Below are 25,994 nucleotides of genomic sequence, written 5' to 3' on the forward strand. Positions count from 1 at the left end.
TTTTTTGTCAGATGCGCCAAGGTGGCGGCGACAAGCAGGGTAGATAACGATGACGACGACAGCCGATATCGAGGACATGATCGCGCGGATGGCCATGGGCGACCGCGCCGCGTTCGACGGGCTATATAATGCGACTTCCGCGAAACTCTTTGGCGTATGCCTGCGTGTGTTGGGTAATCGGGCAGAAGCCGAGGACGCATTGCAAGAGGCCTTCGTCAAGATATGGCGCAATGCCGACCGCTACCGCGTCAATGGCCTGAGCCCGATGACCTGGCTGATCACGGTCACGCGCAATCATTCGGTGGATCGCGTGCGGGCCCGCAAGGCAAAGCAGGCCGGGAGCATGGACGAAGCGGCCGAGATTGCAGACAGCAACCCCGGACCCGAGGCACTGGCGATGGCATCGTCGGATCGGGTGCGGATCGTGGATTGCATGGGCCAGCTGGACCCCGACAAGGCCGGTGCGGTGCGCCGGGCATACCTTGAAGGTGAAACATACCAAGAGCTGGCAGATCATTATGATGTGCCGCTCAACACAGTGCGGACCTGGCTACGCCGGAGTCTGTTGAAGTTAAGAGAGTGCCTGTCGCATGACGGATGAAATCGAAAAAGACGAAGAGCGTCTGCTGACGGCCGAATACGTGCTTGGCCTGCTGACGGATCAAGAGGCGAAGGCCTACGAAGATGTTCTGGCCGTCGATCCTGAGCTGCGCCTTGAATACGCATTCTGGGCGGAACGGATCGCGGCCCTGACCGACGATATCGCGCCCGTTGATCCACCCGCAAAGATGCTGGCGCGGATCAAGTCCGACCTCTTTGGCGCGGAGGCGGCCGAGACCACGGCAACAAAGGCCCGGTCATGGCTGGATCGTCTCGGTCTGTTGCCGGCGATGACCGGCGGCGTCGTGGCGGCGCTGGCGGTCTTGTGGGTGATCAACCTGTATATTCCCGCAGCACCCACCGTCACTGACCCACCCGTTTTGTCCGCGCCGACGCTTCAGGCGCAGATCGCGGCCGAGGATGACAGCCTGATCGTGCTGGCCAGCTATGACGCGACAGCGCAGGTGCTGACGGTGCAGCGCACCGCCGGACAGGCCCCGGACGGCAGGGTTCTGGAACTGTGGTTGATCGCTGACGACAATCCACCCGTATCGTTGGGTGTGCTGCCTGATGATGAAACCGGACAGATCGGGATCGATGCAACACTGATCCCGGCCTTGCCCGGTGGAGTGCTGGCGATTTCTGACGAACCGCCGGGCGGGTCCACGACGGGTGCGCCCACGGGTAGTGTCCTTGCGGTCGGTCCGATGACCGAGGCCTGATGTCGCGGGCCCTTGGGGTCCGCGGCGCGTCTGACATGGTTTTCACATCCTCGTGGTTTTCCGCATTCTGCGCACATCTTGTGTGCGCAGCGTGATAGGCGGGGTCCGGGAAGAAGAGGAGACCGGACATGAACAGACGCATGTTTATCGCAACGGCACTGGCCGCCACGGCAGCCCCCGCTGCGCTGATGGCCCAGCAGTTCGAAGTGACCCGGACCGATGCGCAGTGGCGGGCCATGCTGACGCAGGCCGAATACAACGTCATGCGCCGTGAAGGCACAGAGAGGGCAGGGTCCAGCCCGCTGGACAAGAATACCGCCGAAGGTGTCTATCACTGTCGCGGGTGTGATCTTGCGCTTTATCCATCGCGGACGAAATTCGACAGCGGCACCGGTTGGCCCAGCTTTTACGCGTCTTACGAAAACGCGTTGGGTACCAAGGTTGACCGCAAGATCGGGGTGGCACGTACGGAACTGCATTGCCGTCGCTGCGGTAGCCATCTGGGCCACGTGTTCAATGACGGTCCGCCGCCCACTGGGCAGCGGCACTGCATAAACGGTGTTTCGCTGGTGTTTCGCGCCGCATGAGTCGGTTCTAGAAACAATCTGTTGACGCGTTTCAGATGGGTCATTTCCGGCCATCCGGTTAGGGTGGCCGGAAACATGGATCTTTGACTGTGATGCGCGACCGAATTCTTTATCCGCTGCGTCCTTCGGTGGGCGAACGCCGTCTGTTGACGGCGTGGATCGGCGTTGCCCTGCTGGGTGGGATTTTGGCCCACATCCTTGTCAGCAACATTTCCTACGAACAATCGATGCTGCGCGTGTTCACCACGTCAGATGGCTGGTTCGTGCTGTGTGGAATCTTTGGTTCCCTGGCAGGGCTCTATTTTGCGCGACGCTGGATGGGATCGACGGGTCGCTTTGGGCCCTGTCGGGCGTTCTGCGGCATGATCATCGTCACCTTCATGGCAGCATTGGTCGGCGGATCGCTTATGCTGCCGCTCTACGGCACGATGTTCGGGCCGATGCTGTTCGTGCTCATGCTGATCGAAAAACCTGTTCTGGCGTTCACATGGATCGCAATGCTGCTGCTTGCCGACAAGCTGATCCGCGACTGGCGGCGAGAGCGCGAAAGCATTTTCGCGCTCTCGTCCTTTCGGGCGCAGAGCTAACGCGTTCCGCGCCTTCTTAGGCTTAGTCCTTTTCGCGGAAGTTGCGGCTGGATTTGAGTTGATCCCACGCCCAGACGACCTCTGACAATTGTTCTTCCTGGCTGCGGTCACCGCCGTTCATATCGGGGTGCAGCACCTTGATCAGCGCTTTGTAGCATTTGCGGATCTCGGCCTTGGACATGCTGTCCTTGGCGTCCAGAATTTCGATCGCGCGGCGTTCGGTCGGCGGCAGGCGCCGCGTGCCGCCCGCAGCAGCCGCATTGCGCCCGGGGTTGCGCGTGGCATTGTCACCCAGCACCTCGTGCGGGTCCTGCACGCCCAGCCGCGCCCAGGCCCGTTCCTCGACCGATCGTTTCATCGGCTTGGTCGGCCGTTCCCAGGTGGCGCGGTCCTTGTCCATTTGCGCCATCAGTTCGGCCTCTGACGTGCCGTCAAAGAAATTCCATTTCAGGTTATATTCCCGAATGTGTTCCTTGCAGAACCAGATGTAGTCATCCAGCGTATCTGGTGATTTCGGCGCGCGGTACTTGCCGGCCTCCTCGCAACCCTCGTGTTCGCACACGCGCGTCGATGTTTCGGACGCGCCTGACATCCCGCGACGTCCGCGCGGGTTCTTCTTCTTGCTGCTCGACACCGACATGTCGAAACCGAAGGGATCTTTCTTGTTCATGGTGGCCCTTTCCGACTCGGAGACAGCACTCTAAACCATTGGTTCGGCAGGTGAAGAGCAATGGAGAAAATAATGGCCCTTGACGCAGAAATCCGCGCGGCCCTGATGGCGGGATTAAATCCCGAACGTCTGGATGTCGTGAACGAAAGCGCGCTGCATGCAGGCCATTCCGGTGACGACGGATCGGGCGAAAGCCACTGGCGTGTGGTCATCGCGGCATCTTCGCTGGACGGTCAGTCGCGGATCGCGAAACACCGCGCCGTGCACGCAGCCCTTGGTCCCGCGATCATCGGTCGCATCCACGCGCTGGCGATCAGCTTCGACTAGGGCGCGGGTTTGGCATCCTCGGTGGGCGCTTCTGCCGCTGGGGTGTCATCCGCCGGGGCAGGGGTGTCCTCTGCCACGGCTGCGTCGTCGGTCAGATCCTCGATCAGGGGCATTGGCTCTGACGGAGTGTCAGCCGCGGGCTGTGCTGTGCGGCGAAACACCATCATGTTCTGAAACACGGTGACCTTGTTCATCATCAACCCGTCGCGTTCGTCCGACGGTAGCGTGTCGGTGCGCTGATATTCCCAGCCATCCGCAGCATGGGCGTTCATCACATCTGACAGCGCCTTGGCAAAGCGCGCCTCGGCTCCCTTCAGACCCTTTGCCTTGAGCCCGCGACGCGGGGCGGGGACGACCAGATATTCGTAATGCATCATGCTATCCCTTTTGCCATTGCCCGCGGTTGTGGGGCCTAAAGCCCCAGTTTTGCCGCGACAAGCGTGTTGACGGCGGCGGGGTTTGCCTTGCCGCCCGTCGCCTTCATCACCTGACCGACGAACCAGCCTGCAAGTTTCGGGTTTTGTTTGGCCTTTTCCACCTGCGCGGGGTTGGCGGCAATGATCTCGTCCACGGCGGCCTCGATGGCACTGGTGTCGGTGACCTGTTTCATGCCTTCGGTTTCGACCACCTCTTCGGGGTCGCGGTCCTGGGTGTAGGCGATGTCGAACACGTCCTTGGCGATCTTGCCGCTGATCGTCTCGGCCTTGATCAGGGACACGATCTGGCCCAGGCGCGCGGCTGAAATCGGGCTGTCGGCGATGCCCTTGTCGCCGTCCTTTTTCAGACGGCCGAACAATTCGTTGATCACCCAGTTGGCGGCAAGCTTGCCATCGTTTCCGGCGGCGACTTCCTCAAAGTACGCGGCGTTGGCCACATCGGCCGTCAGCACGCTGGCGTCATAGTCGGACAGGCCGAATTCACTGATGAAACGACCCTTTTTCGCGTCCGGCAGTTCGGGCAAGGAGGCTGCGATGTCATCAACCCAGGCTTGTTCGATTTCCAGCGGCAGGAGGTCGGGATCGGGGAAATAGCGGTAATCATGCGCCTCTTCCTTGGACCGCATCGACCGTGTTTCGTTCTTGTCCGCGTCATACAGGCGGGTTTCCTGCACGACCTCCTTGCCGTCCTCGACCAGCGCGATCTGACGGCGGGCCTCGACCTCGATCGCCATCTGGATGAACCGCATGGAGTTCATGTTCTTGATCTCGCAGCGGGTGCCCAGGTGGCTGAAATTCTGCGTTTCCTGATATTTCTCGTAATCGCCGGGTCGGCAGATCGACACGTTGACGTCCGCGCGCAGGTTGCCGTTCTGCATGTTGCCATCGCAGGTGCCCAGATAGCGCATGATCTGGCGCAGTTTCGCGACATAGGCGGCGGCCTCTTCCGGGCCACGGATGTCGGGGCGGCTGACGATTTCCATCAGGGCGACGCCCGTGCGGTTGAGGTCCACGAACGACATGTTCGGGTCCATGTCGTGGATCGACTTGCCCGCGTCCTGTTCCAGGTGGATGCGTTCGATCCGCACGCGCCGCGCGGTGCCGTCACCCAGTTCGACCAGCACTTCGCCTTCGCCCACGATGGGATGATACAGCTGGCTGATCTGATAGCCCTGCGGCAGGTCCGGGTAGAAATAGTTCTTGCGGTCGAATGCGCTGAACAGGTTGATCTGCGCCTTCAGTCCCAGCCCCGTGCGCACCGCCTGTGCCACGCAGCCTTCGTTGATGACGGGCAACATGCCGGGCATGCCTGCGTCCACAAAGGCGACGTTGCTGTTGGGTTCGGCCCCGAACAGCGTCGATGCCCCTGAAAACAGCTTGGCCTGCGTGGCGACCTGCGCATGAACCTCGAGCCCGATGACCAGTTCCCAGTCGTGTTTCGCACCGGCGATCACCTTGGGGGCGGGGGCTGTGTATTCCAGATCAAGCATGGGGCACCTCTTTCGTTCGCGGTGTTCTAAGCCAGCACAGTGGATGGAACAAGGGGCCGGGACGCCCCGTTGGTGCGGCAGAGACGAAATGCAGACCCCGATGAAAGGACCGCATGATGACACAGATGAATGACGCGAAAATACTGATCATCGCAACCGATGGTTTCGAGCAATCCGAACTGGAATTTCCGCGCGACCAATTGCGCGCCAAGGGGGCCACCGTCCATGTCGCCACGCTGGATGGCAAGCCGATCAAGGGATGGGAAGGCAACGATTGGGGCGATACCGCAGAAGCCGATCTCAGGATCGAGGACGCCAATATCGACGACTATGACGCCTTGGTGCTGCCGGGTGGCCAGATCAATCCTGACCTGCTGCGCGTGGAGGCAGCGCCGATCCAGTTGATCAAGGATGCGGTCAAGGCAGGCAAAATCGTCGGCGCAATCTGCCATGCACCCTGGCTGCTGATCGAGGCAGAGGTCGTCGCAGGGCGCGAAATGACCAGCTTTGCCTCCATTCGCACGGATCTGAAAAATGCCGGTGCGCAGGTCGTCGACCAAGAGGTCGCGATTTCGAATGGAATCATCACGAGCCGAAATCCGACCGACCTCAAGGCTTTCGTCGCCAAGATCGTCGAAGAAGTGCAAGAAGGTCCTCATCCACGACCCAACGCCTAAACCGTTGCCGTCACATGAAAAGTCGGTGCCATCGGCACCGGCTTTTGCTGCATTGGGCGGCGGATTGCCCATGCCTGCGATTCATTTCTTGTGCGATTGATCCGATCTGGGCAGTTTGACGGCCATGCTCAGGGGGGTTTTCATAACTGCGGGTCTCTTGGCCGGTGTTGTCGGGGCGGATGCGCGTGCAGCGACCGACGCTGCCGTGCTGGCCGACAGAACGGCGACGGTTGCGCCCATCAGCTCAGAGGTGCGGCCCTTTGGTCGCGAGGATGCGGCCGCACAAAAACAAGCCGCGCGCCTGAAAGCCTTGCAATCGGTGCGTCCCCTGGCGCGTCCCGTCCACATGGTGCGCTATCCGGTCGAGGTCATCACGGGCGCACCGCCCCTGCGGCCCGCGATCCGTCCGAATTTCATTCCCGATACCCGCTGGGGAAACAGCAACACCGCCCGCATGTGGACGCGCGCCACGATGGCCGCCGTCGCGACGCACGGTCTGGATACCCAGGTGCCGCGCGATATCGAGGCCTGGTGTCCGGCCTATGCCCAGAACTCTCCGACGTTGCGGCGTGCGTTCTGGGTCGGCATGATGTCTGCCCTGACCAAACACGAAAGCACCCATAACCCCGATGCCGTGGGCGGTGGCGGGCTTTGGTATGGTCTGTTGCAGATCCTGCCCGCAACGGCGCGTGGCTATGGGTGCAGGGCCACCACCGGTGCAGCTCTCAAGGATCCGATTGCGAACCTTGCCTGTGCGGCGCGGATCATGGGTCATACGGTTGCCCGCGACCGGGCGGTTGCCGTTCGTGATGGCCGATGGCGCGGTGTTGCCGCGGACTGGGGCCCGATGAGCAATCGTGCAAAGATCGCAGAAATGTCGGCCTGGACGCGCAAGCAGGACTATTGTGTGATACAGACCCGGCCCCGGCCATTGCTGCGGCCCGAAACCCTTGTGGCGCAAAACGCAGGCGCGCCGCGTCCCGTGCTGCGCGATCTTAGCCCCACGATTTCGACAATGGGTGCCGTGACATCCGCAGCAGACTGACGTTGGGCGCATCGACGCCGCCCAGATCCAGCGTCGCCTTTTTCAGCATCTCGATACCGTCCTCGCTGTTGCGGTCGATCTGGTCGGCGGGAATCGGTTCACCAATCGTCACGCGATAAGGCTGACGGTCCTTGTTCAGCGTTTCATGAAACAGGGTCACGTCGCGCAGCGTCGGGTGCAATTTGTCGAACAGATAGAACAGCGACGAATTGCGTGCCTGAAGGTTCACGGGGATCACGGGCAGGTCGAATTTGCGCGCCAACATCGCAGCCGATGGCATCCATTCGCGTTCATGCAGTTTCAGCCCGACCCGCTTGGCCAGGCGGCCAGAGGGAAAGATGACCCCCAGACGATCCGCGGCCGTTGCCTCGCGGACGTATTGCATTGTCTCGCGGGTTTTTTCGCGGCTCCGTTTGTCCATGCGCCATTCGACGGGACAAATCATGTCGATCATCTGCGGCATGACACGCAGGATGTCGCTGTTGGCAAAGAAATAAAGGTCCGGTCGCACCCGTGAAATAAGGTGCCACAGGATGATCCCGTCTGCGATACCCGTCGGATGGTTCGCCACGATCAGGGCGGGGCCACGCGTCGGGATGTGGGACAGACCGAATACGGTGACCAGTTTGGCCAGCCGTTCCCCCATCGTGTCCATGATCTGTTGTGACGTGGCATGTTCCAGCGACTCGCCGATTGCGACCGTCTTGTCGTAGGCCAACGCGAGGTGCATCAGACCGCGAATGTATCGCATGCCTGGCACGGGCCGATACATCCAGGGCGCACGTTCCACGATAAGTGGGGTGATGCGATCTCTGATCTCGGTCATGCGCAAACCCCGCAAATAAGCCGATGCCGTTTCGCGAGTGACATAGCCGTTATGCGCGATTTGTCCACCTGTCAGTGGAACCTACCCCAAGATTCGCTCCACCATTTCTGTTGTGTCGCGCGACAGGTTCGGGGTGCTTGCGATGCGCGTCAGGGCCGCGCGCATCAGGTCCTGTCGGGACGCGTCATAGCGGGTCATCGCGTCAAAGGCCGTGACCATGCGCGCCGTGGTTTGCGGGTTCAACGGATCGAGTTTGATCAGCCAGTCTGCCATCAGGTCATAGCCGGCCCCATCCTTGCGGTGAAACCCGGCCATATGCCCGGCGAGCGCCCCGAAAACGCTGCGGAACCGGTTGGGGTTTTTCCAATCGAAGGCCGGGTCGCGGGTCAGGGATTGCGCGCGTGCGACCGTTTCGGCCGGATCGGACCGGGCGATCTGCAGGCCGAACCATTTGTCCATCACCAGCCGGTCGCCCTGCCATTGCGCACGAAATGCTGCCAGCGCCTCTTGTCCGGAACCGATGTCCAGCAGACAGCCCAATGCCGCGATCTGCTGGGTCATGTTGTCGGCATCCGCATACTGGGCCGTCGCGCGGCGCCCCGCGTCCAGCAGCGAAAGGTAGGACAGCAAGGTGTTGCCCAATGTCCGGCGGCCTGCGTCCTCGGCCCGGGGATCGTAGGGGCCGGGCACCTGCATCGCGGCAAAAACCGCATCCATCTGCGCATCCAGGGCTGTCGCGATGGCGAGCCGCACCCGCCGACGCGCGCTGTGGATCGTGTCGGGATCGGTCGTTTCACCTGCGCGCACCAGCGCATCGGCGATGTCCTGTTCGCTGGGCAGGGCCAGGATGCGGGCGCGAAACGCCGGATGCAGCCGATCATCGGCCAGCGTCGCGCGCAACCCGTCCAGATAGGTCGGATCGGGTGCGGTATCATCGCGCACCGCGGCCAGCAGCACATCGCGGGCCAGCATGCGCCCGGCCTCCCATCTGTTGAACGAATCGCTGTCGTGCGCCAGCAGGACACCCCGGTCCGCCGCAGACTGTGTGTGGTTCACGATGACGGGGGCGGAAAAGTCACGCAGAACCGACGGGATCGGCCGCGCCGCAAGACCTGAAAAGGTATAGGTCTGCTGCGCCTGCGTCAGTTCCAGCATCCGGGTCGGCACGACCTCGGTGCCATCGGGTGCCAGCAGACCCACGGCCACGGGAATATGCAGCGGCTGTTTGTCCGGCTGCCCCGGCGTGGGGGGCGTCATCTGGGTCAGTGTCAGCTGATATGTGCCGTCCGCGAAATCATCGGTCACGGTGATCTGCGGCGTGCCTGCCTGCGCATACCACAGTGCAAATTGCGTCAGGTCACGCCCCGTCGCATCGGTGAAACATTGCAACCAGTCCTCGATCGTGGCGGCCTGACCATCGTGACGGTCAAAATACAGCGCCAGGGCCGCGCGGTAGCCGTCATCGCCAACCAGTCGTTTCAACATGCCGACCAGTTCGGCACCTTTTTCGTACACGGTCGCGGTATAGAAATTGTTGATTTCGACGAAGCTGGCGGGCCGGACCGGGTGTGCCAGGGGGCCCGCATCCTCGCGGAACTGGCGGGCACGCAGGGTCAGCGCGTCGTCGATCCGTTTGACGGCATGACCACGCAGATCGCCGGTAAAGGTCTGATCGCGGAACACGGTCAGACCTTCTTTCAGGCACAGCTGAAACCAGTCGCGGCAGGTGATGCGGTTGCCCGTCCAGTTGTGGAAATATTCGTGTGCGATGATCGCCTCGATCCGTTCGAAATCCGCATCGGTCGAGGTGTCGGATTTTGCAAGAACGCAGCTGGAATTGAAGATGTTCAATCCCTTGTTTTCCATTGCACCCATGTTGAAGTCGTCAACGGCGACGATGTTGAACAGGTCCAGATCATACGCACGGCCATAGACCTGTTCGTCCCAGACCATCGACGCCTTGAGCGCGGTCATACCAAAGGCACATTTGTCCAGATCGCCGGGGCGCACCCAGATGTTCAGGGCGACCTCGCGCCCCTCCATCGTGGTGAAACGATCACTGTGCGCGACCAGATCACCCGCGACGAGGGCAAACAGATAGGCCGGTTTGGGCCAGGGGTCGTGCCATTCCGCCCAGCCATCGCCCGATGCAACCGGGTTTCCGTTGGACAGCAGAACGGGCATGTCGCCGTCGATGCGGACGGAAAAGACACCCATCACGTCAGGGCGGTCGGGATAATAAGTGATCTTGCGGAACCCTTCGGCCTCGCATTGCGTGCAATACATCCCACCCGACATGTAAAGCCCGTCCAGCGCGGTATTGGCGGCGGGCGCGATTTCGACTTCGGCCTCCCAGACGAACGGGCCGTCAGGGACAGGGCAGGTGAGGCCCGTGGCGGTGATTTCGGGCGTCACGGGCTGACCGTCGATGGTTGCGCCGATCAGTTTGAGGTTTTCACCGTGCAGATAGAACCGATCCTGCCTGCCTTCGGGGTTTGGCCGGAATGCCACGCGCGACACCACCCGCGTGGCCTGGGGATCCAGCCGGAATGTCAGATGCACGCTGTCGACCAGCCAACCGGGGGCTGCGTAATCCGCCAGGTAGACGGTTTGCGGTGCGCTGTCTTTCATGACTTTGTCCTGACGATTGGCTGGGTTTCGCGCCCACGGTATGTTCAACATTGAATAGTCGCAAGACGCGCTATTTCCATGCAGAACACGGAATTGAAAGGAAAGGAGCCTGACCATGTCAGCCCCAAAGACGGATCTGGACAAACAAGAAAAACGCCATCGCGGTGCCCTGACAGGGATCGGCACGGTCGTGATTTTCGCGCTGCTGTTGCTGGCGGGACTGCTGTTTTTGTTGTCGGCGGATGGTAACGAACCCGAGGGCGCAGAGGTGCAGATTGATGGTCGCACCGGCGCCGAGGTGACGGCCGAGACCGAATAATGCCCAAGATGCGCAAGAAATCGGATCTGCCATCCAAGGTCTGCGTGACCTGTGGCAGACCGTTTGTCTGGCGCAAGGCCTGGGCCAAGGTCTGGGACGATGTGAAATATTGTTCTGACAAATGCCGTGCGACGCGGCGCACATCCGGCTGAATCCAGCCCAAACATGACAGGAACTGCCATGACGCAGATCAGCCAGGCGCAGGCGCGCACAATCATCGACACGGCATTCGCAAAAGGTGAAGCCCTGGGGCTAAAACCGCTGTCCGTCGTGGTGCTGGATGCCGGTGGGCATGTGCTGGCGTTCAGCCGTGCGGACGGTGCCGCACCCGGACGTTTTGCGATTGCCCATGGCAAGGCCTACGGTGCGGTGATGCTGGGCATGGCCGGGACCGCCCAGATGAAACGGGCCGAGGATCAGGCCTATTTCATGGCCGCCGTGAACGGTGTGTTTGGCGGACAGGTCGTGCCGGTTCCGGGGGGCGTATTGGCGCGCCATGACGGTGCGGTCATCGGCGCCGTCGGTGTGACCGGCGATACCTCTGACAATGACGCGATCTGCGCGGTTGCCGGTCTGGAAGCTGCGGGTCTGTCGGCCGAAGTTTGACAAGGCAGGTCACGCTTTGCAGTCGCAGCATATTCGCGTTACGCTTTGCCAAACCTGACCGAAAGGATTGCATCGCGTGTCCCGTCCCGTCATCGGCGTTATCGCCAATTCGCATTTGCTGAATGATACCTATGCGGTGCAGGCCGTGGGTGACATGAACCTCGAGGCGATTGCCGCGGTCTGTGACGCCTTGCCCATCATTGTCCCGGCCCTGCCGGACATCGTCGCCCTGCCTGATCTGATGAACAATTTTGACGGGTTCATCTTTCCGGGTGGGCGTCCGAACGTCCACCCCGAGGAATACGGCGAAGACCCCACCCCGGCGCATGGCGAATTCGACCGGGCGCGCGACCGGCTCGCGCTTCCTTTGATCCGCGCCTGTGTCGAGGCTGGTTTGCCGATCCTTGGGATCTGTCGTGGTTTTCAGGAAATGAACGTCGCATTCGGCGGGTCGCTGCATCCTGAAATCCGTGACCTGCCGGGGCGCGACAACCATCGCATGCCGCCTGACGGCACCATCGCGGAAAAGTTTGCCATGCGGCATACTATCAGTTTCACCCCCGGCGGGGTGTTCCACCGGCTGATGGGTGCGGAACAGGTCGTCACCAATTCGCTGCACGGGCAGGGGATCAAGACACCCGGCGCCCGCGTCGTGATCGAGGGCTGGGCCCCCGACCAGACGCCAGAGGCCGTCCATATCGCAGATGCGCCCGGATTTGCGCTGGGCGTGCAGTGGCACCCGGAATATCAGGCCGGGATCGACCCCGTGTCACGTCCGCTGTTTGCCGCCTTTGGCGATGCGGCGACCAACTGGGCCAATGGCAAACGCAGTCCGGTCAGGCAGATTGCCTGACCGTCAATTCTATTTCATCGGTATCTAGCGCAGATTGCCGGCCAACAGCAGTTGTGCCTCGTGGCGTCGCAGGCAGCGCCGGGCTGTATCGCCGTAGTGATGCACATCAGCACGCAGGTCAGGGAACAGGTCAAACAGTTCCGCACGTGCGCGATCCGTGATGCCGTTCATGCCGACGTCGCCGGGATGGAAACTTTCGGTTGCCGCGCCGTTGGCGAAAATCACCTCGTGACAGTCGAACATCATGTGGATGTAGGTGACGTCGCCGCCTGCCTCCTGCGTGACATCCTGACCGTCCAGCAGATGCTTGGCAGGGACCAGAACCTCTGACTCACCGAACAGGAGTTCCGCCCGGTAGCCCTGGAACAGCATCCGATGCTGTGGCGACACGAGCAGATCACTCTCTTGGCCGGTTACCACGCCGGGACGAATACGGATCGGCGCAAAGCGGCCGCGTGCGGGCACCGTGCGGGACTGGATCCAGCGGATGGGTTGCAGGCCGTGATCACGGGTCACCACCAAATCGCCCACCCGCAGGGTTGCCACATCGCGCGCACCGCGCGGCGTGGCAATCATCGCACCGGGAGTAAAGCAGATGATTTCCTCGATATCGCTGAAATTCAGCGTCGTGCCGTCATCCAGCGTCGCGGTGCCGGAATAGCTGCCATTCGCATCGATGGTCGCATCGGCAAGGATCTGGTTCAGGTTGCCCAGACGGCCCAGCACAAGCCGGTCGCCAGTTGTTTCGTCACCGCCGCCGCCAAAGATGTTGATTGTTTCGGTGCCGGGCTGGTCGGTGATGACAAAGGTATCGTCGCCGTCGCCACCGCTGACGGTATCGCCTTCGCCGACTGTGATGATGTCGTTGCCAGCGCCCGCGTCGATGCTGTCGCCCGCCGCGCCAAGGTCGATGGTATCGTTGCCGGCACCCGTGCTGACCGTTTGGCTGCCTGTGTCCCCCGTCACGGTGTCGTCGCCTGCGCCGGTGCTGACCGCCTCGACCTCGGAGAACGTCGCCAGATCCGGGCCATTGGACACTGTGCCCGATTCCGCCCCGTCAAAGGCAACCGTCACATCCTGCGTCAGGCCGCTGCCGTCCAGGACGTCGCCGCGGGTTTCGCCAGTCTCACCGCCGACGAGGGTGTCGTTTCCGAACCCGTCGTTCAGCACCAGATCATCGTCGCCGTCGCCGCCATAGACGCTGTCGTTGCCAGCGCCGCCGTCGAACCGGTTGTCGCCGGTCCCTGTGCCCGTCAGGATGTTGTCCGCCGCGTCGCCTGTCGCATTGGCATCGCTGTCGATGATCTCGACGTTTTCGACATTGCTGATCGTGTCGTGCACCGCACCGTCAAAGGTGACGTTGCCTGCACCCAGATCGACCGTGTGATCCTGGGTGAATGTGCCGCGCGATCCGTCCAGCACGTAGGTGTCGTTGCCGGCACCACCGTCGATCGTGGTGACCTGGGCGACATTCGTCCCGCCGATGTTGACCAGCCGGTCATCACCGTCGTCACCGGACACGCTGACTGCGGCTGATCGGTGTTCGATCGTGTCATTGCCGGTGCCGCCGAACAGCGTGTTGCTGCCATTGGCTGCGGTGATGAAATCATCGCCTTCGTCGCCAAAGACGGTGTTGGAACCGGTTCCGGCGTCGATTGTGTCGTTGTCGCTGCCACCTGACAGGCGGTCATCGCCCGTGCCACCAAACAGCGCGTCTTCGCCCGCCTGACCCTCCAGCCGGTCGTTGCCCGCATCGCCATAGGCCACATCATTGCCGCCGCTCATCCACAGCGTGTCGTTGCCGTCGCCGCCGTAGGCCGTGTCGGCGCTGGGCAGTTCCTGGATGGTGGGAACGTCGTCGATCCAGTCGTCACCGGCCCCACCAAAGAAGGTGTCGCCCTGACCCCGACCGATCAGATAATCGTTGCCGTCTCCGCCGTCGATCGTATCGCCGCCGGCCCCGCCGTCGATCGTGTCGTTGCCCGCACCGCCATAGATTTCGTCGGCACCGTCTTCGCCGTAGATTTCGTCATCGCCCAGACCTGCGAACACGGTGTCGTTTCCGGCCCCGGCCTCGATCAGGTCGTCGTTGCCCGTATCGCCCGGAATGATCGCGTCGCCCGCATCAACGCGGTCGCCATCGGGATCACCGGTATAGGCCGCATCGATCGTATCATCGCCCGCTGTGCCGCTGACGGTGCCGTCAGGCAGACTAATGCCGATGGCAGCCAGGGCAAAAGGCGATTGCAGCGTCGCCGGAGCGACACCCGACAACAGGACGGTTTCGCCATTGGCGAATGTCAGCAGGGCGCTGCCGCCCTGATCGCTGACGGTCACGTCATTGGTATTGACGGGCAGGCCATCCGGTCCTGTCAGGCCGGTCACATCCAGCAGGTCGCGCCCGGTAAAGGTGCCGTCGCCGTTGTCGACGGGCCCTTCGAAATCGAAAACCGTATCGTCGCCGCCATCGTCTTCGAGGACGATGGTGTCCTCGGCCCCGTCGGCCGCCCCAAGGCGGATGGTGTCGTTGCCAGCGCCGCCCGCGACGGTATCGGCCCCGGTGCCTGCATCGATGCTGTCGTTGCCGGCACCTGCGATGATCGTGTCGTCGCCCGCACCGGTTGCCACGCTATCGTCGCCCGCGCTGCCGCTGACCGTGTCATTGCCAGCGCCGGTGCGGACCAGTTCCATCTGGTCAAAGGACGTCGTGTCGGTGCCGTTCGTGATGCTGCCGCTTTCGGGGGTGGTCAGCGTCACATCAACATCTTCGGTCAGGGCGCTGCCGTCCAGCACGTCGCCCGTGGTCTCACCGGTCTCGCCGCCGGTGATGTCGTCATTGCCAAAACCGTTGAACAGCGCAAACACGTCGTCGCCCGCGCCAAGGTCGACCACGTCGTCACCTTCGCCACCGAAAGCGGTATCGTTTCCGGACCCGAGGAAAAATTCCTCGATCTCGGTAAAGCTGACGTTGTTCGCCGCCTGCGTCAGGGTGCCGGTGCCGGTGCCTGTCAGCGTCAATGTCGTGTCGGCATCCACGGCAGTGGCATCCAGTCGGTCGGCTGTCGTCTGGGTCCCGCCGTCAATGTTGTCCTGGCCAAAACCGTCATCAAAGACAAAGCTGTCGTCGCCAGACTCGCCGGACAGGCTGTCGTTGCCAGCACCGCCCGTCAGCGTATCGTTGCCTGCCCCGGATGCGACGCTGTCGTCATCGCTGGATCCAAGCACGGTATCATTGCCGGACCCCAGACGGACGGCTTCGATTTCGGCGAATGTCAGTGTCTGGGCACCGTTCGATAGCGTCCCGCTTTCGCCGTTGGCCGCACCGCCCTGCGTCAGGTCCAGCGTCAGGTTCTGATCCGTGGCAGCCGCATCCAGAACATCGCCTGTCACTTCCTGCGTTTCGCCACCGATGATTAGGTCGTTTCCGAAATCATTGCCCACGACAAAGCTGTCGTCGCCGCCATTGCCGAACTGCTGGTCGTCACCGCTACCGCCGACCAGCGTATCGTTGCCGTCGTCGCCGATGAGTTCGTCATTGCCTGCGCCGCCGAACAGGGTGTCTGCGTCAGTCCCGCCATCGCCGCCGTCGATGATGTCGTTGCCGTCACCGCCAAAGATTTCGTCGCTGCCAGCCTGACCAAACAGACTGTCGTCGCCCGTGCCACCGCGGATCGTGTCGTTTCCGGTTCCGGCCAGAACGTGATCGTTGCCATCGCCCGCGTCGATACTATCGTTGCCGTCGCCGGCCTCGATCAGGTCGTCGTTCTGGGTGTCGCCCGCAAGGATCGCATCATCGGCATCCACGCGGTCGCCGTCGGGATCACCGGTGTAGGCCGCATCAATGATGTCGTCGCCAGCGGTGCCGCTGACGGTGCCGTCGGGCAGGGGGATACCGATTGCCGCCAGCGCGAAAGGCGAATTCAGCTCTGCCGCGGTGACGCCGTCCAGCAGGACCGTTTCGCCATTGGCAAAGGTCAGCAACGCGCTGCCAGCCTGATCGGAGACGATCACATCGTTGGTGTTGACCGGCAGGCCGTCGGGGCCCTGCAGGTCCGAGACATCCAGCAGGTCGCGACCGGTAAAGGTGCCATCGCCGTTGTCGATCGGACCTTCGAAGGCGGTGATGACATCGTCACCGGACCCGTCCTGCAAGACAACCGTGTCATTGGCCGCATCGTTCAGGCCCAGGTCGATCTGGTCGTTGCCTGCGCCGCCGTCGATGGTATCGGCCCCGGCCTGGCCCGCGATCTGATCGTTGCCCGCGCCGCCGGCCATACTGTCATTGCCCGCACCCAGTCTGACGTTGTCATCACCGGCGCTGCCGATGACGCTGTCGTCACCGGTGCCGGTCTCGACCCGTTCAATCTGGCTGAACGTCAGGGTGTTGTCGGCGTCTGACAGCGTACCACTGCCATCGGGACCAAGCGTTACGGTCAGATCTTGCGTGACCAGTTGCGCCGTCAGCAGATCGCCCACCGGAAGCGTATTGTCGCCGCCGGCAATGGTCGCATCCCCGAAATCGTCAAACAGAAGGACGGTGTCATCACCCGCGCCGGTATCGACGGTTTCGTCGCCAACTCCGACGGCAACCAAGTCATCGCCAGACCCCAGCAAGAAGTTCTCGATTTCGGAAAACGTGGTGACTTCGGCCGCGTAGGACAGGTCGCCTTCTTCGTTTCCGTCCAGATAGAGAATGGCGTCATCGGTCAGGGCTGTGGCATCCAGCGTGTCACCGGCGGTTTCACCCAGTTCGCCGCCGACAATTGTGTCGTTGCCGCCACCTGCGGTCACGACAAACGTGTCGTCACCCGCGTCACCCGACAGCGTATCGTCGCCCGCGCCACCGTCCAGTGTGTCGTTACCGGAACCGCCGAAGACCGCGTCATTGCCGAGGCCGGCAAACACGGAATCGTCGCCGCCACCGGCCTCGATCAGGTCGTCGTTGCCGGTATCGCCAGCGAGGATCGCATCGTTGTCGTCAACCGTGTCACCGTCGCCGTCGACATAGCCAAGGCCGATCGTGTCAGCCCCTGCGGTGCCGCTGACCGTGCCATCGGACAGCGGAATACCCGTCGCTGCCAGAAAGAACGGATTTTGCGCATCCGTGGGGGACACACCTGCCAAAAGCACGGTTTCCCCGTTCGGAAAGGTCAGCCGGGCGCTGCCGCCGTCATCGGTGACGCTGACATCGTGATGGTTGACCGGATCACCACCAGCATCCAGCAGCCCCGACACATTCAGCTGATCGCGCCCAGAGAATGTGCCGTCGCCATTGTCGAGCGGCGCCTCGAAACCGAGAATTGTGTCGTCGCCGCTCCCGTTGGTCAGAACCACGGTGTCGTCCATAAGGTCGGCAACACCCAGATCGATCAGGTCGTTGCCCGCGCCGCCTTGAATGCTGTCGGCACCGATACCTGCATCGATCGTGTCGTTGCCGCTGCTGCCGATGACGCTGTCGTCACCGGTTCCGGTTCCAATGCTGATGCCGCTGGCCGCCGCCGAGGCATCGACCGTGTCGTCGAAGGACGTTGTTTCCAGCCGCTCAATTTGTGTGAAATCGACGCTGGCTGTCGTGGCGTTGAAATCAACACGGCCTGCCTCTGCGCTGCTGTAGACAACGGTCACACCGTCGGTGGAGGACGTGTTGTAAAGGTTGAGTGAATCGACATCGGTGTCGCCGACATCTTCGCCACCTTGAACCACATTGGAATCGTCCTGGTCGCCGACCGAAAAAATATCGTTTCCGGCATCGCCATAAAGCGAGTCATTTCCACCACCGCCCAACAACACATCGTTGCCCGTGCCGCCAAAGAGGGTGTCGTTGCCGATACCACCGGCCAAACCATCATCGCCGGCGTCGCCGTACAGAACGTCATCGCCCACTTCGAGTTCGATATCGCCGATAACGTCGTTGCCGTCACCGCCATACAGCGTGTCGTTGCCCGCCCCACCCAGCAGGCTGTCGTCACCATCCTCGCCTGCGACAAAATCATCGCCGTCATCGCCCTGAACCAGGTCGTTGCCGCTGCCACCGTTGACCGTGTCGTTGCCTGTTCCGCCATATACGCTGTCGTTGCCGATATCGCCAAAGACGCGGTCGTCACCGGCGTCACCGAACAGGGTATCGTCACCTTGCTGGCCACTGACGAAATCATTGCCCGCGCCGCCAAAGGCGCTGTCATTGCCGCCTGCCATCCACAGCGTGTCGTTCCCCGCACCGCCGTAAAAGGTGTCGTCGCTGATCAGATCCGGGCCGCCGGGATCATCGTCAAGGTAATCGTCGCCATCGCCACCAAAGACGATGTCATTCCCGTCGCGTCCGATCAGATCGTCGTTTCCGCCGCCCCCATAGAGAACGTCGTCGCCTGCGCCGCCGTCGACCGTGTCGTTGCCGGGTGTGGGGGCAATCGTCGTGAACCGCAGGTCGCCGATATTGACGCCGTGGTTCGTGGTGCCGCCATTGGCGTTGATAAACCGCACTTCGATTGCGGTGACCGGTCCGGCGACGGATACAAAGGCTGCGCCGGCCGGCGAATCCTGCGTATCATTCGATGCAGCTGCCGTGATGGTGTTGTTGCCTGTCCCGGCACCGGTGTTCGATACGACGTCGTTGCCAAAGGCCGTGATGTTGACCGGAACGACATTCCCGTCAGGCCCGTAGGCAAAGACGACAATCTGATCGGTAAAGTTGTTCACACCGTCGCCGGTTACCGCGTCGATGTCCGTGATGTAGAAACCGACGTTGGCCACGGCATCGGAAACACCGCTTTGGGTGTCGGCGGCGAATTCGAAAACCGTCGTCGAGGTCGTGCCACCCGTACCCAGGATCTGGACCGAGGACGTCGGGTTGTAGTTTCCGTCGCCGTTGTTGAAGGTCACCAGATTGCTGGTCAGCGCCGAGCCGAGGCTGCCATCATCGCGGAATGACACGCTGACATTGATGTTGCCGGTATCTTGCGTGAAGCCGTTGCGCACGTCTGCATTCAGCAAGCCGAGGTCGGACCACCGCATCGTTTCCGTGGCAATCGGCGCCGACAGCGGGTCATCGCCGTAAAGCGCGTCATTGCCATCACCGCCCAGAATGGTGTCGCTTCCGGCTTCGCCGTAGATCGTGTCGGCACCCGCGCCGCCGTCGATGGTATCGTTGCTGTCTCCGCCGTAGACGATGTCGTTGCCGCCACCCGCATTGATGCTGTCGCGGCCTGCATTGCCGGCCAGCCGGTCGACGCCCGACCCTGCCGTGATGGTGTCGTCGCCGGTTCCACCCGTGGCACTGTTGTTACCTTCGCCCAGATCGATCAGGTCGTTGTTATAGCCACCCGAAACACTGTCGTTGCCAATGCCGCCATACAGGCTGTCATTGCCGATTCCGCCAATGATCGAATCATCCCCGTCACCGCCAAAGATCGTGTCATTGCCACCGTTGCCGTTCAGCAGGTCCGAACCGGCACCGCCGAAAATAGTATCGTTTCCGGAACCACCGAAAACCGTATCAATTCCGTCGCCGGCATAGACTTCGTCGTTGCCGCGACCTGCGCTGATCGTATCGCTGGCGGTGCCTGTCGCGCTGGTGGTGGATCCACCGTAGATCAGATCAGACGCATCGCTACCGTTCAGCGCGATGTCATTGAGGTTCGTGCCCCGATACAGACTGAATTGCGGGCCGGACTGGACCGTTACCCCGTTGACGTTGTTCGGAAAAGCCGTGTCTGGAACAAAATAGACCTGACCGTTGGTCCCCAGAAAATAGGTGCCGGTCCGGGTGGTCGTGCTGCCGAAAAAATCAAAAATGTTGGCGGTGAAATTCACCGTGACCGATCCCGTGCCGATCACGCGATCGGTCGTGAATGTGGTGATGCCGGTATTTCCGGTATCGCCGCTGTTCAGGGCGTTATTGCCGCCAAGATTGATCTGATAGCCGTTCGGCATGCTGCACCTCAATTATTCAGCCAGTAACGCAGCTGATACTCGTCCAATGGTTCGCTATTTTGTGGTGGTGGCCGATCTGTGACTGAAGGTTGGCGGAACCAAGGAGTTCGTGGTCATTTCGCGGCAAGATCCGGTAAATACGGCGATCTGGTCATATTTGCCGTCGGTCACCGAAAATGTGTCACCGTTTGGTGAACAGGATCGCCCAGGGTCGGCCAGTGACGGCGATCACGAAACAGTCACGCGCCCCAGGTGCCTGTGTGTGGCAGACCGAACGGACCGACTGGTCTGGAATGGCGGGCAGGGCAGGGACGTGTCACCCGACAGACCGGGGGCTGCGGCGATCACGCGCTGCCGTCGGCTCTTGAAGCTGCTGGCCGGGCTGCATAGTGTCTGGGGGACTTTGAAAGACACCGCCCGTCGGTGTCCCCCAGATAAGGCCTTTCCATGCAAGATCCGATCGAAACCCACATGAACCTCGTCCCGATGGTGGTCGAACAGACCGCACGCGGTGAACGCGCCTACGATATTTTCAGCCGCCTGCTGAAAGAGCGGATCATTTTCGTCAACGGTCCCGTGCATGACGGCATGAGCCAGCTGATCGTCGCACAGCTGCTGCACCTCGAGGCAGAGAACCCGAAAAAAGAGATTTCGATGTATATCAACTCCCCCGGCGGCAGCGTCGTTGCGGGCATGAGCATCTATGACACGATGCAATATATCCGCCCCAAGGTGTCGACGCTGGTCTGCGGGCTTGCGGCATCCATGGGATCGGTCATCGCCATCGGCGGCGAAAAGGGGATGCGCTATGCGCTGCCGAACGCCGAATTTCTGGTGCACCAGCCGTCCGGCGGCGCACGCGGTACGGCAGCCGACATCCTGATTTCGGCCAAAAGCATCGAAAATACGCGCGAACGCATGTACAAGCTTTATCAAAAGCACACGGGTCAGTCCTATAAGGAGGTCCAGAAGGCGCTGGACCGTGACAAGTGGATGTCCCCCGAAGAGGCCCTGGAATGGGGCCACATCGACGAAATCGTGACAAACCGCGATAAATCCGACGATTGATCACGCATCGCGGGTGCCATGATCACACAGACCTGAACAGGGTCACCGATTGCGTCTTTTTGGCGTTGTGACCCGGAACGCGCTGTCCTACTCTGACGAACCAAGGACAGCGCGACACCAAACTGGCCCCGGCGCCAAAGGATACGACATGGCAACCACCACCGGTAGCGACAGCAAGAACACCCTCTACTGCAGCTTTTGCGGCAAGAGTCAGCACGAGGTGCGCAAGCTGATTGCGGGCCCGACTGTTTTCATCTGTGATGAATGCGTCGAACTCTGCATGGATATCATCCGTGAGGAAACCAAGAGCGCGTCGCTGAAATCGGGTGACGGCGTGCCGACCCCGCGCGAAATCTGTCAGGTTCTCGATGATTACGTCATCGGCCAGATGCACGCCAAGCGGGTTCTGTCCGTGGCCGTGCACAACCATTACAAACGTCTGAACAATTCCGACAAATCCGACATCGAGCTGGCGAAATCCAACATCATGCTGATCGGGCCGACCGGCTGCGGCAAGACTCTGCTGGCCCAGACGCTGGCCCGCATTCTGGATGTGCCGTTCACGATGGCCGATGCCACCACCCTGACCGAGGCCGGTTATGTCGGCGAGGATGTGGAAAACATCATCCTGAAACTGCTGCAGGCGTCCGAATACAACGTGGAACGCGCGCAGCGCGGCATCGTCTATATCGACGAGGTCGACAAGATCACGCGCAAGTCCGACAACCCGTCCATCACCCGCGACGTGTCGGGCGAGGGCGTGCAGCAGGCCTTGCTCAAGATCATGGAAGGCACGGTTGCATCGGTCCCGCCGCAGGGCGGTCGCAAGCATCCGCAGCAGGAATTCCTGCAAGTGGACACCACGAACATCCTGTTCATCTGTGGTGGGGCATTCGCCGGTCTGGACAAGATCATCGCGCAGCGCGGCAAAGGCTCTGCCATGGGCTTTGGTGCTGACGTCAAGGATACGGATGAACGCGGTGTCGGTGAAACCTTTATGGATCTCGAACCCGAGGATCTGCTGAAATACGGTCTGATCCCCGAATTCGTGGGCCGTCTGCCCGTCATTGCGACGCTGACCGACCTCGATGAAGAGGCGTTGATGATCATTCTGACACAGCCGAAGAACGCATTGGTCAAACAATACCAGCGCCTGTTCGAGCTGGAAGACACCAAACTGACGTTTACCGATGATGCGCTGACGGCGATTGCCAAACGCGCCATCGAACGCAAGACCGGTGCCCGTGGCCTGCGGTCCATCATGGAAGACATCTTGCTGGACACGATGTTCGAGCTGCCCGGCATGGATACGGTCACAGAGGTCGTCGTGAACGAAGAAGCGGTTGGCCCAGACGCCAGCCCGCTGATGATCCACGACGACGGCAAGAAAAAAGAGAAAGAGACCGCCAGCGCCTGAGGGTTCTCGGGATCAGAACAGGGCCGCTGCGGATGCAGCGGCCCTTTCTCATGGGGGTCACATGACAGTCAGACATATCACCACCGGTAGCCCGTTCGAGGCGCAGATCGGCTATTCGCGTGCGGTCGTGGCCGATGGCTGGGTCCATGTCGCAGGGACCACCGGTTATGATTACGCAACGATGAAAATGCCCGACGATATCGTGGATCAGTGCCGCAATGCGCTGGCCACCATCGGGCGCGCGCTGGTCGAGGCAGGCAGCAGTCTGGATGACGTGGTGCGCGTCACATATATTCTGCCTGATCGCGCGGAATGGGAAAGCTGCTGGCCAGTGCTTGCCGAGGCGTTTCGTAACGCGCGGCCCGCTGCAACGATGTTCATAGCCGGGCTGCAAAACCCCGAAATGAAGATCGAGATCGAGGCGACAGCCCGCCTGCCGCGCTGAACCTGCTGGACCTTTTCATGCGATTGCGGCATGACAGGCACAGCCACAGACCGGAGACGACCATGGGTATCGCCCGCAACATCGCACGCATTTTCACCTGGTGGGACGGGCAGACCTTTGCCACCCAGTTCTGGACATGGCGCAAGGGCGAGCGCGTGGGCGAAGACGCCGGCGGAAACATCTTTTACCGCAATGCCGACGACAGCCGTCGCTGGGTCATTTTTAACGGAGAGGCCGAGGCGTCGAAGGTTGCACCGGAATGGCATGGCTGGCTGCACCGTACCTGGGATGAACCCCCGACCGAGGTGCCGCTGGTGAAACAGCCTTGGGAGAAACCGCATTTGCCGAACCTGACAGGCACGCCGCAGGCCTATGCGCCTGCCGGGTCGCTGCGCCGCGCAGACCCCCAACCCAAGAGTGATTACGAGGCATGGACGCCCGAATGATCCGCGCACTGGCGTTCGTGTCTGCGCTGGTTCCGATGGGGGCCACCGCACAGCAGGCCGTGTCGCAGCCCGGCGCCGAATTGCGCGTGCTGGACAAGGTGACGGGGCAGGTCGCCGATGTTGCGATACAGGTTGGCGACGCTGCGGTGTCGGGACTGGTCATGATCCAGCTGAACGACTGCCGCGTGCCTGCGGACAATCCATCGGGCGATGCATTTGCAGAAATGTCGGTCACTTATGGCGACGACGCGACCCCTGTGTTTTCAGGGTGGATGGTTGCATCAGCCCCTGCGCTGAATGCGATGGATCACCCGCGCTACGACGTCTGGGTCATCCGCTGCACAGCCGCCTGATCCAGCGGGATCGGTCCGGGCGCGCCAAAATCTGCGGCAATTTCCAACGCGGCGGCCAGCCTTTCTTCGTAGGCTTTGCGCGGAATTTCGATGGCCCCGAGCGTTGCAAGGTGGTCGGTCACGAATTGCGTATCGAACAGGATGAACCCACGCGACCGCAGCCTGTCGACCGCGCAGAGCAACGCAACCTTTGACGCATCCGTCCGGGTGGAAAACATGCTTTCCCCGAAAAAAGCGCCACCGATGCTCACGCCATAGACGCCGCCCACCAGGTCACGGTCCTGCCAGACCTCGATGGAATGGGCATGTCCCTGGAGGTGAAGTTGGCGGTAGACTTCGAAAATCGGGCCGTTGATCCAGGTTTCCGCGCGATCAGCACATCCACGCACCACATCGACAAAGGCCGCATCCGCAGTGACCTGAAAATGTCCCCGGCGCAGGGTTTTGCGCAGCGAACGTGACACGTGGAATAGATCCAGCGGCAGGACGCCCCGTTTTCTGGGCTGCACCCAGAACACATCAGTTGCATCCCGGTCCTCTGCCATCGGGAAAACACCGGCCCTGTAGGCATGCAACAACAGGTCCGGTGTCAAATGATCCGTCACGCAACCTAGCCCAGGTTGGTTTCCAACCAGTGTTCGAGCCAGTGGATATTGTAGTTGCCGGTCTGGATATCATCCTCGGCCAGCAGGGCATCGAACAACGGCACCGTCGTTTCCACACCGTCGATGATCAGCTCTCCCAGCGCGCGGGACAGACGTGCCAGCGCCTCTGGCCGGTCGCGACCATGCACGATCAGTTTGCCGATCAGGCTGTCGTAATAAGGCGGGATCCGGTAGCCCTGATAAAGCGCGCTGTCGATCCGCACACCCAACCCGCCCGGCGCGTGATACTGGGAAATCGTGCCGGGGCTGGGCTGGAAATTGGGCAGTTTTTCAGCGTTGATCCGCACTTCGATGCTGTGGCCGTCGATCACCAGATCGTCCTGTGTGAACGACATGGGCTGACCTGCCGCGACATTGATTTGTTCGCGCACCAGATCGACGTTGAAAATCGCCTCGGTGACAGGGTGTTCAACCTGAAGCCGGGTGTTCATCTCGATGAAATAGAATTCGTCATTCTCGAACAGGAATTCGATCGTGCCGGCACCGATATAATTGATCTTGGCCACGGCATCGGCGCAGACCTTGCCAATGCGCGCGCGCAATTCGGGGGTGATGGCGGGGCCGGGGGCCTCTTCGAGCACCTTTTGGTGACGCCGCTGCAGCGAACAGTCGCGCTCGCCCAGATGGACCGCGTTGCCCTTGCCGTCGCCAAAGACCTGAATTTCGATGTGGCGGGGCGTGGTCAGGTATTTTTCGATATAGACTTCGTCGTTGCCAAAGGCGGCCTTGCCCTCTTGGCGGGCGGACAGAAACGCCTTTTCCATCTCATCGGCATTCTGCGCGACCTTCATGCCGCGACCACCACCGCCGGCGGTGGCCTTGATGATGACAGGATAGCCGATTTCCGCGCCGATGCGCTGCGCATCCTTGAGCGTGGGCACACCGCCGTCGGACCCCGGCACACAAGGCACACCAAGTGCCTTCATCGTGTCCTTGGCCGTGATCTTGTCGCCCATCATGCGGATATGTTCTGCGGTCGGCCCGATAAAGGTCAGGCCGTGGTCCTCGACCACCTGCACGAATGCCGCGTTTTCCGACAGAAACCCGTAGCCGGGATGAATGGCCTGGGCCCCCGTGATTTCACAGGCCGAGATGATGGCCGGGAAATTCAGGTAGGAATTGGTCGAGGACGGCGGGCCGATGCAGACGGCCTCGTCGGCCATGCGCACATGCATGGCATCGGAATCGGCAGTCGAATGGACGGCGACGCTCTTGATGCCCATCTCGCGGCAGGCGCGCACAACCCGCAGCGCGATTTCGCCACGGTTCGCAATCAGGATTTTATCGAACATGG

General features: G+C 61.5%; 24 protein-coding genes. 16 read left to right on the plus strand and 8 right to left on the minus strand.

All coding sequences use genetic code 11. From position 1 onward, the window contains the following. Window positions 1-49: 49 nt before the first annotated feature. The 4 genes from AN189_RS03495 to AN189_RS03510 all read left to right on the plus strand — a co-directional run bounded on the left by AN189_RS03495 (window position 50) and on the right by AN189_RS03510 (window position 2,496). Window positions 50-601 carry a sigma-70 family RNA polymerase sigma factor gene (locus AN189_RS03495; protein WP_056031122.1) on the plus strand — a complete coding sequence of 184 codons (552 nt, stop codon included), beginning with the start codon at window positions 50-52 and terminating at the stop codon, window positions 599-601. Next, complete coding sequence (locus AN189_RS03500) at window positions 591-1,322, plus strand: anti-sigma factor (protein WP_056031124.1); 732 nt, start codon at window positions 591-593, stop codon at window positions 1,320-1,322. The genes AN189_RS03495 and AN189_RS03500 overlap by 11 nt, the downstream gene beginning before the upstream one ends. Before the next feature lie 128 nt (window positions 1,323-1,450). After that, window positions 1,451-1,909, plus strand: coding sequence for a peptide-methionine (R)-S-oxide reductase MsrB (msrB, locus tag AN189_RS03505; protein WP_056031127.1), 459 nt, complete (start codon window positions 1,451-1,453; stop codon window positions 1,907-1,909). Window positions 1,910-2,001: 92 nt separating this feature from the next. Beyond that, window positions 2,002-2,496: a hypothetical protein gene (locus AN189_RS03510; protein ID WP_056031129.1), complete on the plus strand. Its 495-nt coding sequence runs from the start codon at window positions 2,002-2,004 to the stop codon at window positions 2,494-2,496. Between the two features lie 22 nt (window positions 2,497-2,518). On the opposite strand, the gene AN189_RS03515 is transcribed toward AN189_RS03510, so the two are convergent. Continuing rightward, complete coding sequence (locus AN189_RS03515) at window positions 2,519-3,166, minus strand: J domain-containing protein (protein ID WP_056031132.1); 648 nt, start codon at window positions 3,164-3,166, stop codon at window positions 2,519-2,521. A 72-nt stretch (window positions 3,167-3,238) separates the two neighbouring features. On the opposite strand from AN189_RS03515, the gene AN189_RS03520 reads away from it, so the two are divergent. After that, window positions 3,239-3,493: a BolA family transcriptional regulator gene (locus AN189_RS03520; RefSeq protein ID WP_056031135.1), complete on the plus strand. Its 255-nt coding sequence runs from the start codon at window positions 3,239-3,241 to the stop codon at window positions 3,491-3,493. Here the strand turns inward: AN189_RS03520 and AN189_RS19460 are convergent. Together AN189_RS19460 and gatB are read right to left on the minus strand one after the other, a co-directional pair. Next, complete coding sequence (locus AN189_RS19460; RefSeq protein ID WP_056031139.1) at window positions 3,490-3,870, minus strand: DUF4177 domain-containing protein; 381 nt, start codon at window positions 3,868-3,870, stop codon at window positions 3,490-3,492. The two genes, AN189_RS03520 and AN189_RS19460, sit on opposite strands and share 4 nt — an antisense overlap. A gap of 35 nt (window positions 3,871-3,905) precedes the next feature. Further along, a complete protein-coding gene (gatB, locus tag AN189_RS03530; protein ID WP_056031141.1) occupies window positions 3,906-5,420 on the minus strand; it encodes an Asp-tRNA(Asn)/Glu-tRNA(Gln) amidotransferase subunit GatB in 1,515 nt (504 codons plus the stop codon). Between the two features lie 116 nt (window positions 5,421-5,536). Between gatB and AN189_RS03535 the strand changes: the two genes are divergently transcribed. Both AN189_RS03535 and AN189_RS03540 read left to right on the plus strand, forming a co-directional pair. Continuing rightward, window positions 5,537-6,097 carry a type 1 glutamine amidotransferase domain-containing protein gene (locus AN189_RS03535; protein WP_056032100.1) on the plus strand — a complete coding sequence of 187 codons (561 nt, stop codon included), beginning with the start codon at window positions 5,537-5,539 and terminating at the stop codon, window positions 6,095-6,097. Between the two features lie 124 nt (window positions 6,098-6,221). After that, entirely contained in the window at window positions 6,222-7,142 is a 921-nt protein-coding gene (locus tag AN189_RS03540) for a transglycosylase SLT domain-containing protein (protein ID WP_083484255.1), read from the plus strand. Here the strand turns inward: AN189_RS03540 and AN189_RS03545 are convergent. Continuing rightward, entirely contained in the window at window positions 7,093-7,968 is an 876-nt protein-coding gene (locus AN189_RS03545) for a lysophospholipid acyltransferase family protein (protein WP_056031143.1), read from the minus strand. The genes AN189_RS03540 and AN189_RS03545 overlap by 50 nt on opposite strands. Before the next feature lie 81 nt (window positions 7,969-8,049). Continuing rightward, window positions 8,050-10,599 (minus strand): aminopeptidase N, encoded by a 2,550-nt coding sequence (pepN, locus tag AN189_RS03550; RefSeq protein ID WP_056031146.1) that lies wholly within the window; start codon window positions 10,597-10,599, stop codon window positions 8,050-8,052. A gap of 115 nt (window positions 10,600-10,714) precedes the next feature. Here pepN and AN189_RS03555 point away from each other — a divergent pair, with 115 nt between their 5' ends. The 4 genes from AN189_RS03555 to AN189_RS03565 all read left to right on the plus strand — a co-directional run bounded on the left by AN189_RS03555 (window position 10,715) and on the right by AN189_RS03565 (window position 12,377). Further along, window positions 10,715-10,918 carry a hypothetical protein gene (locus AN189_RS03555; protein WP_056031148.1) on the plus strand — a complete coding sequence of 68 codons (204 nt, stop codon included), beginning with the start codon at window positions 10,715-10,717 and terminating at the stop codon, window positions 10,916-10,918. Then, entirely contained in the window at window positions 10,918-11,070 is a 153-nt protein-coding gene (locus AN189_RS18695; RefSeq protein ID WP_083484236.1) for a DUF2256 domain-containing protein, read from the plus strand. Before AN189_RS03555 ends, AN189_RS18695 begins: the two co-directional genes overlap by 1 nt. Before the next feature lie 28 nt (window positions 11,071-11,098). Next, the gene (locus tag AN189_RS03560; RefSeq protein WP_056031151.1) at window positions 11,099-11,524 is read left to right on the plus strand and encodes a heme-binding protein; all 426 of its coding nucleotides are present in this window, start codon (window positions 11,099-11,101) and stop codon (window positions 11,522-11,524) included. A 76-nt stretch (window positions 11,525-11,600) separates the two neighbouring features. Next, window positions 11,601-12,377: a gamma-glutamyl-gamma-aminobutyrate hydrolase family protein gene (locus AN189_RS03565; RefSeq protein ID WP_056032102.1), complete on the plus strand. Its 777-nt coding sequence runs from the start codon at window positions 11,601-11,603 to the stop codon at window positions 12,375-12,377. Between the two features lie 24 nt (window positions 12,378-12,401). On the opposite strand, the gene AN189_RS19665 is transcribed toward AN189_RS03565, so the two are convergent. Next, a complete protein-coding gene (locus tag AN189_RS19665) occupies window positions 12,402-20,306 on the minus strand; it encodes a Hint domain-containing protein (RefSeq protein ID WP_056031156.1) in 7,905 nt (2,634 codons plus the stop codon). Between the two features lie 447 nt (window positions 20,307-20,753). On the opposite strand from AN189_RS19665, the gene AN189_RS03575 reads away from it, so the two are divergent. From AN189_RS03575 to AN189_RS03595, 5 genes are all read left to right on the plus strand, one after another. Continuing rightward, the gene (locus AN189_RS03575) at window positions 20,754-21,374 is read left to right on the plus strand and encodes an ATP-dependent Clp protease proteolytic subunit (RefSeq protein ID WP_056031159.1); all 621 of its coding nucleotides are present in this window, start codon (window positions 20,754-20,756) and stop codon (window positions 21,372-21,374) included. A 148-nt stretch (window positions 21,375-21,522) separates the two neighbouring features. Continuing rightward, window positions 21,523-22,791, plus strand: a complete 1,269-nt coding sequence (gene clpX, locus AN189_RS03580; protein WP_056031165.1) for an ATP-dependent Clp protease ATP-binding subunit ClpX — start codon at window positions 21,523-21,525, stop codon at window positions 22,789-22,791. Between the two features lie 61 nt (window positions 22,792-22,852). Beyond that, entirely contained in the window at window positions 22,853-23,236 is a 384-nt protein-coding gene (locus AN189_RS03585) for a RidA family protein (RefSeq protein ID WP_056031168.1), read from the plus strand. 62 nt (window positions 23,237-23,298) lie between these two features. Beyond that, window positions 23,299-23,682, plus strand: coding sequence for an NADH:ubiquinone oxidoreductase subunit NDUFA12 (locus tag AN189_RS03590; protein ID WP_056031171.1), 384 nt, complete (start codon window positions 23,299-23,301; stop codon window positions 23,680-23,682). Next, entirely contained in the window at window positions 23,679-24,035 is a 357-nt protein-coding gene (locus AN189_RS03595) for a DUF2155 domain-containing protein (protein ID WP_056031174.1), read from the plus strand. The genes AN189_RS03590 and AN189_RS03595 overlap by 4 nt, the downstream gene beginning before the upstream one ends. On the opposite strand, the gene aat is transcribed toward AN189_RS03595, so the two are convergent. Together aat and accC are read right to left on the minus strand one after the other, a co-directional pair. Beyond that, window positions 23,999-24,640 (minus strand): leucyl/phenylalanyl-tRNA--protein transferase, encoded by a 642-nt coding sequence (gene aat, locus AN189_RS03600; protein WP_056031177.1) that lies wholly within the window; start codon window positions 24,638-24,640, stop codon window positions 23,999-24,001. The two genes, AN189_RS03595 and aat, sit on opposite strands and share 37 nt — an antisense overlap. A gap of 5 nt (window positions 24,641-24,645) precedes the next feature. Further along, window positions 24,646-25,992, minus strand: a complete 1,347-nt coding sequence (gene accC, locus AN189_RS03605; RefSeq protein ID WP_056031180.1) for an acetyl-CoA carboxylase biotin carboxylase subunit — start codon at window positions 25,990-25,992, stop codon at window positions 24,646-24,648. Window positions 25,993-25,994 lie beyond the last annotated feature (2 nt).

This window comes from Loktanella sp. 3ANDIMAR09 (assembly GCF_001420005.1).
Taxonomy (GTDB): Bacteria; Pseudomonadota; Alphaproteobacteria; order Rhodobacterales; family Rhodobacteraceae; genus Loktanella.